The 11,794-nt window shown below is 64.0% G+C and carries 13 protein-coding genes; 6 read left to right on the top strand and 7 right to left on the bottom strand.

What is annotated here, in order from left to right; all coding sequences use genetic code 11:
• The first annotated feature begins 89 nt into the window (after positions 1-89).
• The 3 genes from EXZ48_RS31520 (at position 90) to EXZ48_RS31510 (ending at position 2,936) form a co-directional block, all read left to right on the top strand.
• The gene (locus tag EXZ48_RS31520) at positions 90-1,100 is read left to right on the top strand and encodes a DNA-directed RNA polymerase subunit alpha (protein WP_024270448.1); all 1,011 of its coding nucleotides are present in this window, start codon (positions 90-92) and stop codon (positions 1,098-1,100) included.
• A gap of 46 nt (positions 1,101-1,146) precedes the next feature.
• Positions 1,147-1,572 (top strand): 50S ribosomal protein L17, encoded by a 426-nt coding sequence (gene rplQ, locus EXZ48_RS31515; protein ID WP_023517174.1) that lies wholly within the window; start codon positions 1,147-1,149, stop codon positions 1,570-1,572.
• Positions 1,573-1,733: 161 nt separating this feature from the next.
• A complete protein-coding gene (locus EXZ48_RS31510; RefSeq protein WP_130520930.1) occupies positions 1,734-2,936 on the top strand; it encodes a diguanylate cyclase in 1,203 nt (400 codons plus the stop codon).
• Positions 2,937-2,957: 21 nt separating this feature from the next.
• On the opposite strand, the gene msrQ is transcribed toward EXZ48_RS31510, so the two are convergent.
• A complete protein-coding gene (msrQ, locus tag EXZ48_RS31505) occupies positions 2,958-3,614 on the bottom strand; it encodes a protein-methionine-sulfoxide reductase heme-binding subunit MsrQ (RefSeq protein ID WP_130520928.1) in 657 nt (218 codons plus the stop codon).
• Positions 3,614-4,552: a protein-methionine-sulfoxide reductase catalytic subunit MsrP gene (gene msrP, locus EXZ48_RS31500; protein WP_130520926.1), complete on the bottom strand. Its 939-nt coding sequence runs from the start codon at positions 4,550-4,552 to the stop codon at positions 3,614-3,616. The genes msrQ and msrP overlap by 1 nt, the downstream gene beginning before the upstream one ends.
• Before the next feature lie 205 nt (positions 4,553-4,757).
• On the opposite strand from msrP, the gene EXZ48_RS31495 reads away from it, so the two are divergent.
• Together EXZ48_RS31495 and EXZ48_RS31490 are read left to right on the top strand one after the other, a co-directional pair.
• Positions 4,758-6,161 carry a DegQ family serine endoprotease gene (locus EXZ48_RS31495; protein WP_023513769.1) on the top strand — a complete coding sequence of 468 codons (1,404 nt, stop codon included), beginning with the start codon at positions 4,758-4,760 and terminating at the stop codon, positions 6,159-6,161.
• A complete protein-coding gene (locus EXZ48_RS31490) occupies positions 6,158-7,465 on the top strand; it encodes a replication-associated recombination protein A (protein WP_130520924.1) in 1,308 nt (435 codons plus the stop codon). Before EXZ48_RS31495 ends, EXZ48_RS31490 begins: the two co-directional genes overlap by 4 nt.
• Positions 7,466-7,480: 15 nt before the next feature.
• Here EXZ48_RS31490 and EXZ48_RS31485 read toward each other — a convergent pair whose 3' ends face one another.
• Positions 7,481-7,798, bottom strand: coding sequence for a DUF1883 domain-containing protein (locus EXZ48_RS31485; RefSeq protein WP_050743084.1), 318 nt, complete (start codon positions 7,796-7,798; stop codon positions 7,481-7,483).
• A 265-nt stretch (positions 7,799-8,063) separates the two neighbouring features.
• Here EXZ48_RS31485 and EXZ48_RS31480 point away from each other — a divergent pair, with 265 nt between their 5' ends.
• On the top strand, positions 8,064-9,008 hold the full coding sequence (locus EXZ48_RS31480; RefSeq protein ID WP_023513766.1) for an alpha/beta fold hydrolase: 945 nt from the start codon (positions 8,064-8,066) through the stop codon (positions 9,006-9,008).
• A gap of 111 nt (positions 9,009-9,119) precedes the next feature.
• Here EXZ48_RS31480 and EXZ48_RS35130 read toward each other — a convergent pair whose 3' ends face one another.
• The 4 genes from EXZ48_RS35130 to EXZ48_RS31470 form a co-directional block, all read right to left on the bottom strand.
• Positions 9,120-9,296, bottom strand: a complete 177-nt coding sequence (locus EXZ48_RS35130; protein ID WP_023513765.1) for a hypothetical protein — start codon at positions 9,294-9,296, stop codon at positions 9,120-9,122.
• Positions 9,297-9,395: 99 nt separating this feature from the next.
• Positions 9,396-10,034, bottom strand: coding sequence for an alpha/beta family hydrolase (locus EXZ48_RS31475; RefSeq protein ID WP_130520922.1), 639 nt, complete (start codon positions 10,032-10,034; stop codon positions 9,396-9,398).
• A 50-nt stretch (positions 10,035-10,084) separates the two neighbouring features.
• Complete coding sequence (locus EXZ48_RS35125) at positions 10,085-10,255, bottom strand: hypothetical protein (RefSeq protein WP_023513763.1); 171 nt, start codon at positions 10,253-10,255, stop codon at positions 10,085-10,087.
• A 62-nt stretch (positions 10,256-10,317) separates the two neighbouring features.
• Complete coding sequence (locus tag EXZ48_RS31470; RefSeq protein WP_165909488.1) at positions 10,318-11,310, bottom strand: endonuclease/exonuclease/phosphatase family protein; 993 nt, start codon at positions 11,308-11,310, stop codon at positions 10,318-10,320.
• Positions 11,311-11,794 lie beyond the last annotated feature (484 nt).

The following is an 11,794-nucleotide window of genomic DNA, read 5'->3' as shown; positions in this document are numbered from 1 at the left end:
TTGCCGCGGAAGCCGGGTGACGGCTTCCGTGGATCTTCAGGGCTCGGCCGCCACGATTGGATGGTGGCGGCGAACGGAAGGCAAAACATATGATCCAGAAAAACTGGCAGGAACTGATCAAGCCGAACAAGGTGGAGTTCTCCTCCTCCGGCCGCACCAAGGCAAGCCTTGTTGCCGAGCCGCTGGAGCGTGGCTTCGGCCTGACGCTCGGCAACGCGCTGCGTCGCGTTCTCCTGTCGTCGCTGCGCGGTGCGGCTGTTACCGCCGTGCAGATCGACGGCGTGCTGCACGAGTTCTCGTCGATCCCGGGCGTCCGGGAAGACGTGACCGATATCGTGCTGAACATCAAGGAAATCGCCATCAAGATGGATGGCGACGATTCCAAGCGTATGGTCGTGCGCAAGCAGGGTCCGGGCGTCGTGACGGCTGGTGACATCCAGACGGTCGGCGACATCGAGATCCTGAACCCGAACCATGTCATCTGCACCCTCGACGAGGGCGCGGAAATCCGCATGGAGTTCACGGTCAACAACGGCAAGGGTTATGTCCCGGCCGACCGCAACCGTTCCGAAGACGCGCCGATCGGCCTCATCCCGGTCGACAGCCTTTATTCGCCGGTCAAGAAAGTGTCCTACAAGGTGGAAAACACCCGTGAAGGCCAGGTTCTCGACTACGACAAGCTGACGATGACCATCGAGACCGATGGTTCCGTCACGGGCGAAGATGCGATCGCGTTTGCGGCCCGCATCCTCCAGGACCAGCTCTCGGTCTTCGTCAATTTCGACGAGCCGCAGAAGGAAGCCGAAGAGGAATCGGTCACCGAACTGGCGTTCAACCCGGCACTCCTCAAGAAGGTCGACGAACTGGAACTTTCTGTCCGTTCGGCGAACTGCCTGAAGAACGACAACATCGTCTATATCGGCGATCTCATTCAGAAGACCGAAGCCGAAATGCTTCGCACTCCGAATTTTGGTCGCAAGTCGCTGAACGAAATCAAGGAAGTTCTCGCTTCCATGGGCCTGCACCTCGGCATGGAAGTGCCGGCATGGCCGCCCGAGAACATCGAAGATCTCGCCAAGCGCTACGAAGACCAGTATTAACACCATCAAACGGCAGGCAACTGCCTGCATGTGAAGGAGAATAGAGATGCGCCACCAGAATTCCGGTCGCAAACTCAACCGTACCGCCAGCCACCGCAAGGCGATGTTCGCCAACATGGCTGCTTCGCTCATCCAGCATGAGCAGATCGTCACCACTCTGCCGAAGGCGAAGGAAATTCGCCCGATCGTCGAGAAGCTCGTCACCCTCGGCAAGCGCGGCGACCTGCACGCTCGCCGTCAGGCGATCTCGCAGATCCGCGACGTCGCCGTCGTTTCGAAGCTGTTCGACGCGATCGCAACGCGCTACGCCAGCCGTAACGGTGGCTACCTGCGCATCATGAAGGCCGGCTACCGTCATGGCGACAACGCCCCGCTCGCCGTCATCGAGTTCGTTGACCGCGACGTCGACGCCAAGGGCGCAGCCGACAAGGCTCGCGTTGCTGCTGAAGCAGACGCTGCCGAAGCCGCCTGATCGAAAAAGCGTCCTCACCGGACGTCTTGAAGCCGGACGCGAAAGCGCCCGGCTTTTTCTTTGCGCAAATGCCGCCTGCAAGGTTCCGGAAACCATGTCCCTAGGCATTGTCTTCAGCCCTCGGCTCTAAACTTTTCGCGAAGTTTAATCGAGTTCGAGTGATGGCCGAGAATTTCGCATTCCTGCTGCCGGTGGTTCTTACCCTGTTCGGCGTGGCGTTTTTCATCGTCGCGCGTTTCGGCAACCGCGCCGCCCTGTTCTGGGCCGGCGGTTATCTCTGTGCGGCCCTCGGTTTCCTAGCGCCGCTTCTGCAGGCTGTCGCACCCGTACCCATGGTCGCGATGACGGCAGATGCTGCGTTCCTCAGCGCCTTCCTCTTCTACAGTCATGGCCTGACCACCCATTTCGACGCGCCCCGTCATCTCGTTCTCCGCCTCGGCATTGCAGCCACCGCCTACGGCGTCATCGCCTACGCCGTGTTCGTCGCGCAAAGCCTGCGCGTCGAACTCTTCGTCAGCGACATCGCCTGCAGCCTTCTGCTTGCAACAGCCTTGCTGTCCTCCTGGCGCCGGTCGGCCACATGGGTGGACCGCGCGCTGCTCGGCGCCGTTGTCTTCGTCATGCTTGAGACGACGGTGCGCACGATCGTTTTCTTCGTCATGGCGGGCAGTCTTGCCATGGATGCCTTTATCGGCTCGCCCTACGCCTTCGTCATGCAGGTCACGGCGACGATCGGCGCATTGCTTCTGGCTCTGACGGCGCTTGCCTCGGTGGCGTTGCGGATCGTCGAGCGGTACCGCAAGGCGTCGGAGGAGGATCCGTTGACCGGTCTCCTCAACCGTCGCGGCTTCGAGCAGCTTCTTGGCGCAAACGGGCACGCGGGCAAAAACGAGGCCGCCATCGTCGTCGCCGATATCGACTGGTTCAAGTCGATCAACGACCGGTTCGGACACGCAGCCGGGGACGAGGCGATCCGCGAGGTGGCCGACCTCCTGCGCGCGCTCGCCTGGCCGGGCGTGGCGGTCGCCCGCTTCGGCGGAGAGGAGTTCATCGCCTATCTGCCGAACTGCCGCCTGCAAGACGCCCATATGCTTGCAAACACGGTGCGTCTGGCCTTGTCGGAACGCGATCTCGGCCGTATCGGTATCGACCGCTCGATCACCGCGAGTTTTGGCGTTGCGGTCACGGCTGCCGGCGATCATACGATCCATGATGCGATCAGCCGCGCCGACCGCTTGCTCTATCTTGCCAAGAGCAATGGCCGGAACCGCGTCGTCAGCAGTCCGGCGGATGTCCCGCAGCAGGCTGGACCGAAGCTCTTCGTGATCAGGGACGAGGCGAGCGGCCCGGGGCGCGCGTCCTAAGGCAATGTCACACGGCAAGCCTCAAGCCGAGCGCTCCTGCCCGCGAAATGCGGAGGCGCGTGCCTTCCCGCCTCTGCCGCCGCGGATCATCGGCCGCACCAGCCGATAGAGGAGAAGCAGCGCCACAAGTCCGATATAGGTCCAGGGCTCCAGCCCCACGACCTTCACCGACATGGCGAAATGCAGCGCACCGGCGGCGGCGATGACATAGACCAGCCTGTGCAGCTTCACCCAGCGCATGCCGAGCCGACGGATTGACCAGTTGTTGGACGTCAACGCCAGTGGAATGAGCAGCACGAAGGCGGCCATGCCGATGGTGATGAAGGGCCGCTTGGCGATGTCGACGAGGATCGCCGGGAAATTCAGATACTGGTCGAGCAGCATGTAGGTGAGGAAGTGCATCAGCACGTACCAGAACGCCAGGAGCCCGAGCGCCCGGCGGTAGCGCACCCAATTGATGGCGAAGAGATCGCGGATAGGCGTGAGGGCGAGCGTGGCGATGAAGAAGCGCAGCGCCCAGAGGCCGAGCAGGTGCTCGAATTCCTTGACCGGATTGCCGGGCAGGCGCCCCGTTGCGCCGAGCCAGAAGCCCCAGGCCGCCGGCAGGAGACCGACGGCGTACAGCAGCCAGATCGAGGCCGCGTGGTATTTGCGGGGCAGGGTGGGCAGGCTCGCCATCAGTAGTTCGCCCTGAGATCCATACCGCTGTAAAGACCGGAAACCTCCTCGGCATAGCCGTTGAAGGCCAGGGTCGGCCGCCGGTTGGCGCCGAAGAAGCCGCCTTCGCCGATGCGGTTTTCGCTTGCCTGGCTCCAGCGTGGATGATCGACCTCCGGGTTCACATTGGCATAGAAGCCATATTCGCTCGGCGCGGCGAGGTTCCAGGTGGAGGGCGGCTGCTTGTCGGTGAGCGTGATCTTGACGATCGACTTGATGCCCTTGAAGCCGTACTTCCACGGCACGACGAGGCGGATCGGCGCGCCGTTCTGATTCGGCAACGTCTTGCCGTAGACACCAACGGAGAGGATCGCCAGCGGGTGGCGTGCCTCGTCCAGTCTCAACCCCTCGACATAGGGCCAGGGCAGCGACTGGAAATAGCCGGATTGGCCGGGCATTTCCTCAGGCCGGACGATTGTTTCGAAGGCGACGTATTTTGCGTCGCCAAGCGGCTCCACCTTGTCGAGCAGCGCGGAGAGCGGAAAGCCGACCCAGGGAATGACCATCGACCATGCCTCCACGCAGCGCATGCGGTAAACCCGATCTTCCAGCGGCAGGGAAAGCAGCTCTTCCAACCCGAATTCCTTCGGCTTGCCGACGAGCCCGTCGACCTTCACCGTCCAGGGCGTCGGTTTGAACTTTTCCGAGTTGGCGAGCGGGTCGCCCTTGCCCAAGCCGAACTCATAGAAGTTGTTGTAGCTGGTCACATCCTTTTCGGGCGTCAGTGCCTCGTCCACCGCATAGGGCGATTTCGACGCCTTCAGCGCTTCCGCGAAAGCGGGGGCGCCGGATGCCAGGAGCGCTCCGCCCGCCGCCGCCAGAAACGAGCGGCGCCCGAGGAAACAGTGTTCCGGCGTGATCTGCGACGCGGGGATGCGGGGTGGGCGGTAGAGAGACATGGCGGGGCTCGATCTGTTGCGTTGTTTTCCCTGGTACCTACGTAAACGCGGTCCGTGTTGTTTCAACGGCGGCGAAAGATTTGCAGCGACCACATTTTCGTGCGCGCCGCGTGAGATCGCCACGATCGACACGCCGCCACGCGGTTTGCCTTTTTTCCCGCGAAATCCTATCTGATCGTGACGCAGAAACGAAGGAGACTCGTCCATGCCGAACGTCCGCATCCTGCTTGCCGCCCCCCTTGCCTTTGCTCTCGCCCTTGCGGCGCCCGCAAGGGCCGAGGAGCGCACCGTGCCGCAATCGCGCACGGAAATGCAGCTCTCCTTCGCGCCGCTGGTCAAGCAGGTCGAGAACGCGGTGGTCAACGTCTACGCCGAGCGCGTCGTCGAGCGCCGCTCGATCTTCGACGGCGATCCCTTCTTCGAGGAGTTCTTCGGCCAGCGCATGCCGAATCGCAGCGAAAAGCAGTCCTCGCTCGGCTCGGGCGTCATCGTCGGGGCCAAGGGCATCGTCGTGACGAACAACCATGTCATCGAGGGGGCGAGCGATATCAAGATCGCGCTCGCGGACGGCCGTGAATATGAGAGCACCGTGGTGCTGAAGGACGAGCGCGTCGACCTTGCCGTCCTGAAGATCAAGGCGGATGTGGATTTCACCGCGCTGCCGCTCGGCGACAGCGACGCGGTGCAGGTCGGCGACCTGGTGCTTGCCATCGGCAATCCGTTCGGCGTCGGCCAGACGGTGACGAGCGGCATCGTCTCGGCGCTCGCCCGCAACCAGGTCCGTTCCGGCGATTTCGGCTTCTTCATCCAGACGGACGCTTCGATCAATCCCGGCAATTCCGGCGGCGGCCTCATCAACATGAACGGCGAGCTGATCGGCATCAACACCGCGATCTTCTCGCGCGGCGGCGGCTCGAACGGCGTCGGTTTCGCCATTCCGGCCAACCTGGTGAAGACCTTCATCGCCAGTGCCGAAAACGGCAGCGCCACCTTCGACCGCCCCTTCATCGGGGCCACCTTCGATCCTGTGACCTCCGAGGTTGCCGAGGCGCTTGGCCTCGATCGTGCCCGTGGTGCGCTGGTTTCGCAGGTGCAGGCCGGCAGCCCGGCGGAGAAGGCGGGCATGAAGCCGGGGCAGGTCGTCACCGCCGTCAATGGTGTTCCCGTCGAACATCCCGACGCCCTCGGCTATCGCCTCACCACGGTCGGCATTGGCGGCACCGCGCGCATCACGGTCGTCGCCAATGGCAAGGAGGAGGAGCTGACGCTCTCGCTCGACCGTGCGCCCGAGACGACGCCGCGCGACGAGCGGCTGATCGAGGGGCGCAACCCCTTCTCCGGCGCGATCGTCGCCAACCTTTCGCCGCGCGTGGCCGAAGACCTGCGCATGCCGACCAACCGGACCACGACGGGCGTCGTCGTTACCGAGGTCAATCGCGGCTCGCCGGCAGCGCGCATCGGTCTCCAGCCGCGCGACATCATCATTGCGCTCAACGGCACCGAAGTCGCCTCCACCGAAATCCTCGCCTCGCTCGTCACCGAGGACCCGTCCATCTGGCGCGTTGAGATCGAGCGTGACGGCCAGCGCATCCGCCAGTTCTTCCGATGAGTGACCTCTTCGCCCCGCGTGAACCCGAGGAGATGGCGGCAAAAAGGCCGCTGGCCGATCGGCTGCGTCCCCGCACGCTGGGCGAAGTCTCCGGGCAGGACCACCTGACCGGGCCTGACGGCGTGCTGTCGCGCATGATCGAGGCCGGCTCGCTCGGCTCGATGATCTTCTGGGGGCCGCCCGGCACCGGCAAGACGACGGTGGCGCGGCTGCTTTCCGGCGAGACCGGTCTCGCCTTCGAGCAGATCTCCGCCATCTTCTCCGGCGTCGCCGATCTCAAGAAGGTTTTCGAATCCGCCCGGCAACGCCGTATGGGCGGGCGCCAGACCCTGCTCTTCGTTGACGAGATCCACCGCTTCAACCGTGCCCAGCAGGACAGCTTCCTGCCGGTCATGGAGGACGGCACGATCGTGCTCGTCGGCGCGACGACGGAGAATCCGTCCTTCGAACTCAACGCCGCGCTTCTCTCGCGCGCCCGCGTGCTCACCTTCAAGCCGCATGACGAAGAGAGCCTCGAAGAGTTGCTGAAGCGCGCCGAGGTGGTCGAGGAGAAGCCGCTGCCACTCGACGAGGAAGCGCGTGCCTCGCTGCTGCGCATGGCCGACGGCGACGGGCGGGCGGTGCTGACGCTTGCCGAGGAGGTATGGCGCGCCGCGCGTTCCGGCGAGACCTTTGGACAGGACGATCTCTTCCGTATCGTCCAGCGCCGCGCCCCGGTCTATGACAAGTCGCAGGACGGCCACTACAATCTCATCTCCGCGCTGCATAAGGCGGTGCGTGGTTCCGATCCGGATGCGGCGCTCTATTATCTGACCCGTATGCTGGATGCCGGCGAGGATCCGCTGTTTCTTTGCCGCCGCATGGTGCGCATGGCGGTGGAGGATATCGGCCTTGCCGATCCGCAGGCACTCGCCGTCTGCAATGCCGCCAAGGATGCCTATGACTTCCTCGGTTCGCCGGAGGGAGAGCTGGCGCTGGCGCAGGCCTGTATCTACCTCGCCACCGCGCCGAAATCGAATGCGGTCTATGTCGCCTACAAATCGGCGATGCGTGCGGCAAAGGAGAACGGCTCGCTGCTGCCGCCCAAACACATCCTCAACGCGCCGACCAAGCTGATGAAGGGCGAAGGGTATGGCGATGGCTATCGCTACGATCACGATGAGCCGGATGCCTTTTCCGGGCAGGACTATTTCCCGGAGAAGATGGGCCGGAAAACCTTCTACGACCCGCCCGAGCGCGGCTTCGAACGCGAGCTGAAGAAGCGGCTGGAATGGTGGGCGAAGTTGCGCCGGGAGCGGGGCTGACGACCGCAGCGCCCGTCAGGAGGCGGCGCTGAAGCGCTGCACGGGCTTTTGCGGTGCGGCCGGCACGACCTTGATCGACGATTCGGCCTTGCCGGGATGCCCCTCCATGTCGACCACCACATGCCAGTGGCCGTTGTCCGGAATTTTCAGCCGGACCGGGGACTGCTTGGCGACGCCACCCAGGAACTTGTGCTGGCGGGCATTCTTGAACAGGTCGAAATTGCCGTGGCTCATCAGTCGCACATTGGCGATGGCCGAAAGCGTGATCTCGATCACCGTCCCGGCACGCTGCATGTCGAGATCGTAGTGCGTGTAGGAGAAGCTGTGTGCCATGGTCTGCCCGGGTGTATCTGGTTTGGCGCTAATGTTCGCATGTCCGGGTTAACGTTCCCTTCCGCGGCGACCCGGTGCCTCTTCCGAAAATAAAGAAGCCTTTTCAAATCGTTGACGCCGAAAGCGGATTCAATCCGGCAGGCACTTGAATCATCCTCTCAGGCATCTTCTGAAATTTTTTTCGTGCTGTCGGGGTGAAGCATCCCGCCGCGTCCTTGGTGCATGACGCCGGCGGGGCCGCCGGCGGGAACCCGAGGAGACAGACATGCCGAAGATGACCATCATCACCCTTCTGACCGCCGCCCTTGCCGCCTTCGCCCCCCTTGCGGCGCAGGCGGAGACGGTATCCGAAAACCCGCTGCAGGGTGAAGCCGGCAAACCGGACAAGGCCGGCCGCCTGACCGTGAACGGCATCGACTACTATTACGAGATCCGCGGCGAGGGCGAGCCGCTGCTCCTGCTGCATGGCGGCCTCGGTCAGATCGAGATGTTCGGCGCCAACCTCAAGACGCTGCAGGAGAAGCGCCAGGTGATCGGCGTCGATCTGCAGGGCCATGGCCGCACGCCGCTCGGCACGCGGCCGATCGACCTTCCTGCCATCGGCGCCGACATGGCCGAGCTTGTCGAAAAGCTCGGGTACGACAAGGTCGATGTGCTCGGCTATTCCTTCGGCGGCGGCGTCGCGCTGCACATGGCCGCCGTCGCGCCGGACAGAGTGCGCCGTCTCGTCATCGCCTCCGCACCCTTCGCCAGGAACGGCTTCTTCCCGGAAATGCTGCCGCAGCAGGCGGCGGTGTCCGGGGCCATGGCCGAGATGATGAAGGAGACGCCGATGTACAAGTCCTATGCCGCCGTTGCGCCCGATGTTTCCGCGTTCCCGAAACTGCTCGATGCCATGGGGGCGGCGATGCGGGTGGACTACGACGCATCGGATGCGGTGGCCAAGCTCGCCATGCCCGTCATGCTGGTCTTCGGCGACAGCGACATGATCCGCCCGGAACACATCGTCGAATTCTACCAGAAACTCGGCGGCGGGCTGAAGGATGCGGGCTGGATGCGGGAGCACATGTCAAAGAACCGTCTCGCCATCCTGCCGGGGCTGACGCATTACGAGATCTTTGCAGCACCCGCACTCGTCAGCACGGCCCTGCCTTTCCTCGACGGTCAGAGTACCACGCAAAGCTGGGCCGGGCAGGTGAACGGCGAATAATCGAAGACGAGAAGCCCGGATGCATGGGAACGCATCCGGGCTTCTTCGCGTCCGTGAGGCCGTCTGCCAGCGGCGGCCGCACATCGATCGACCCCAGATCGGGGGCGCCGGCTAGTGGCAGACGCGGACGCGTTTGATGATCAGGTTGCCGTAGTAGTCGTAGGTCTTGATCTTCTTGATGAAGCAGGTCGGCTGGTAGTCATAGCCGTAGTAACCGGCCTGCGACGGAGCTGCGAAGCTTGCGACGGCGGTAAAGGCGATGGCGGCGGCGAGGAGGAGGTTGCGCATATCGGTGTCCCTTCTGGTTCGGTTGGGATGGTTCGTTCCATCCAGTGACCGAACCTTCGCATGGGACGGTTCTGCGCGCTGTTCCATGCGGAACAGGACCTATGCCAGCGTCTCCGTGAAGGCCTTCACGGTCTTCGCCATGGTGGCGAGGTGGTCGGCGGCGGAAAAGCCGGAAACGCTCTTGCGCGGCTTCAGGTCGTGGTCGCCGTCCTCCAGCCAGAAAAGGCGGATGCGCTCCGGAAGATCGTAGGCGGCAACCTCGTCCCGGGTGCCGAAGGGATCGCGCGTGCCCTGGCAGATCAGCGCCGGCGTTGCCAGCGTCATCAGATGCGCCGTGCGCAGTTGCGCAGGTTTTTCCGGCGGGTGGAACGGATAACCGAGGCAAACGAGGCCGGCGATTCGGCCCCCGGCGAAAAGATCATCCGCCACCATGCTGGCGATGCGTCCGCCCATCGATTTGCCGCCGACGACCAGCCGTCCCTTTGCCGCCAGATCGGCGACGGCGGCGCGAAATTCCGGGTTCAGCGTTTCTGCCTTCGGTGGCGGCCGGCGGCTGCCCTGGCTGCGGCGCGCCGCCATGTAGGAAAATTCGAAGCGCGCGACGCGCAGGCCCTCGGCGGCGAGGGCATCGGCTGCCGCATTCATTGCCGCCGAATCCATCGGCGCGCCGCTGCCATGGGCAAGAAGCAGGGTAACGGCAGCGTCTTCCGGGCCCGTGAAGAGAAAGGGTGTACTCATTGCTGTTCGGGTTCTTCCTGGTCGGGGCGGGGCATGGACGCCCCCGCCTTTCACTTGGCGTGGTCCCTTGCGTCGCCCGGAGCGATGGGATCGCTGGCGGGAAAGGTCTCTTCCAGCGCCTCTTCCAGATAGTCGTCCTGCTCGGCTTCGGCCGTCTTCCGCTTCTGCCGGGCACGCTCTTCCTCGAGCGATGCTCTGGGACTGTCCTTTTCCGTCGGCATGGTTGGTCTCCCTCAAAGTGGCCTGCGCCTAAGATAGGGTGTTTTTCCACCCGGGCGAGGGGTCAGTTTTCCGGTAGCGCCAGTTCGGCGATGACGGGCAGGTGGTTGGACCCGAAGTTCGGGCCAACGCGGCGCGCCCGCACCGAGATATCCGGGGAGACGGCGATATGGTCGATCGACGCCCCGATATAGGCGACCGTCTCGATTCTCTGGCTGAACCGCGTGGCGGGCTGCAGCCAGCCGCCCGCGGTGGAGGCAAGGCCGGCCTGCTTGAGGAAGGTGCGGAAGAAGGGCGACCAGGTCGGCGTGTTCCAGTCGCCGGCGACGATGACCGGCGCTCTTTCGAGATCGCCGCGCACCGCATCGGCAGCGGCCGAAAGATAGGCATTGCGATCGCGCCACTGCCAGAGCCGGCGCGGTGTTTCGGGATGGAAGGCATAGAGGAAGAGCGGCTTGCCGCGCATGTCCAGTTCCATTCGCAGCGGCTGCTTGTAGGCGCGCTCCTCGGTAAAGGCACGTTTCAGCTCGGTCTCGGCGCGGATCGGCAGGCTGGAGAAGACCTTGATGGCATCGCGCTCGCGCGCATCCGAGCTGCTTTCGTAGGGATAGAGGCCGGCCGCGGACAGGGCCTGCTCCCAGCGCGCGGTCGTCTCTTCCAGAACGACGATATCGGGCTTTTCCGCGCGCAGCAGTGCGATGAAGACGGCCGGATCCTCTTCGTTCTCCACGAAGAGATTGGCGGTCAGCACCTTCAGGCCGCCGGTGGCGACAGAGGTGCGGGCGGTCGGCACGTCTGCGGCGGGGATCAGCGCCACCGTAAGGCCGACCCCCGCGATCACGATCGCCTTCATGCGGCGCGTCACCAGCGCCGCAACGACAAGCAGGCTGCCGGCGGCGATGATATAGGGCCAGGCGAAGGTGAGGAGATCGACGAGCCAGAACCGGTCGGCGGCCAGCACGACGATGCTGACGGCGAAGAGATAGGCAATGACGCCCGGCAGGACGAGCACGCGGTACGTCAGGGCAATCGGCCCACGGCGCGGTGCTATCGGCATCGACTGTTCCTTCTGCATCACGGGATTCGGGTCAGGTCGATTCCCGTAACGGGAGGATTGCATGTACCCTGCGCATCCCGTGACGGCAATGATATCGTGGAAGGCGGCGCGTGCAGGCGCGGAAAAGTTTGCGTCGGCGGCCAGCGCTCGCGCGAAAACGCACGTCGGCATTCCCGCGCATGGGAGCCGGGTTTTGCCTGGTGTTTCGGACGGGGCGCTGGAAGGTGCCGCATCTGAAAGTAGTGTATGGCGCCTTTCAGCGCCCCGTTCAGCGGTTTTTGCCCGCAACTCCGGTCTCTCTGCAAAGGCCGGGACGATGGATGGTGTTCGCCGGTTTCCGGAAGAAGGCCGTTTCCGTTCTGTCATCCGCCATCGCGCGCCATGGCGATGGTGGACGGAAGGTTTTACCTTCCGGACGGTCTCATCCCGGCGGACGATGCCGACGCATCCGCCAGACCGGCCCCCTTGTGTGCCGCACAGGCAC

This window comes from Shinella sp. JR1-6, assembly GCF_004284735.1.
Lineage (GTDB): Bacteria > Pseudomonadota > Alphaproteobacteria > Rhizobiales > Rhizobiaceae > Shinella.
Note: the sequence above shows the minus strand (reverse complement) of the source record. Positions and strands in the feature narration are given on the sequence as shown.

Coding starts and splice junctions, on each gene's coding strand:
- EXZ48_RS31520 (WP_024270448.1), top strand. CDS start 90: ATGATCCAGAAAAACTGGCAGGAACTGATCAAGCCGAACAAGGTGGAG.
- rplQ (WP_023517174.1), top strand. CDS start 1,147: ATGCGCCACCAGAATTCCGGTCGCAAACTCAACCGTACCGCCAGCCAC.
- EXZ48_RS31510 (WP_130520930.1), top strand. CDS start 1,734: ATGGCCGAGAATTTCGCATTCCTGCTGCCGGTGGTTCTTACCCTGTTC.
- msrQ (WP_130520928.1), bottom strand. CDS start 3,614: ATGGCGAGCCTGCCCACCCTGCCCCGCAAATACCACGCGGCCTCGATC.
- msrP (WP_130520926.1), bottom strand. CDS start 4,552: ATGTCTCTCTACCGCCCACCCCGCATCCCCGCGTCGCAGATCACGCCG.
- EXZ48_RS31495 (WP_023513769.1), top strand. CDS start 4,758: ATGCCGAACGTCCGCATCCTGCTTGCCGCCCCCCTTGCCTTTGCTCTC.
- EXZ48_RS31490 (WP_130520924.1), top strand. CDS start 6,158: ATGAGTGACCTCTTCGCCCCGCGTGAACCCGAGGAGATGGCGGCAAAA.
- EXZ48_RS31485 (WP_050743084.1), bottom strand. CDS start 7,798: ATGGCACACAGCTTCTCCTACACGCACTACGATCTCGACATGCAGCGT.
- EXZ48_RS31480 (WP_023513766.1), top strand. CDS start 8,064: ATGCCGAAGATGACCATCATCACCCTTCTGACCGCCGCCCTTGCCGCC.
- EXZ48_RS35130 (WP_023513765.1), bottom strand. CDS start 9,296: ATGCGCAACCTCCTCCTCGCCGCCGCCATCGCCTTTACCGCCGTCGCA.
- EXZ48_RS31475 (WP_130520922.1), bottom strand. CDS start 10,034: ATGAGTACACCCTTTCTCTTCACGGGCCCGGAAGACGCTGCCGTTACC.
- EXZ48_RS35125 (WP_023513763.1), bottom strand. CDS start 10,255: ATGCCGACGGAAAAGGACAGTCCCAGAGCATCGCTCGAGGAAGAGCGT.
- EXZ48_RS31470 (WP_165909488.1), bottom strand. CDS start 11,310: ATGCCGATAGCACCGCGCCGTGGGCCGATTGCCCTGACGTACCGCGTG.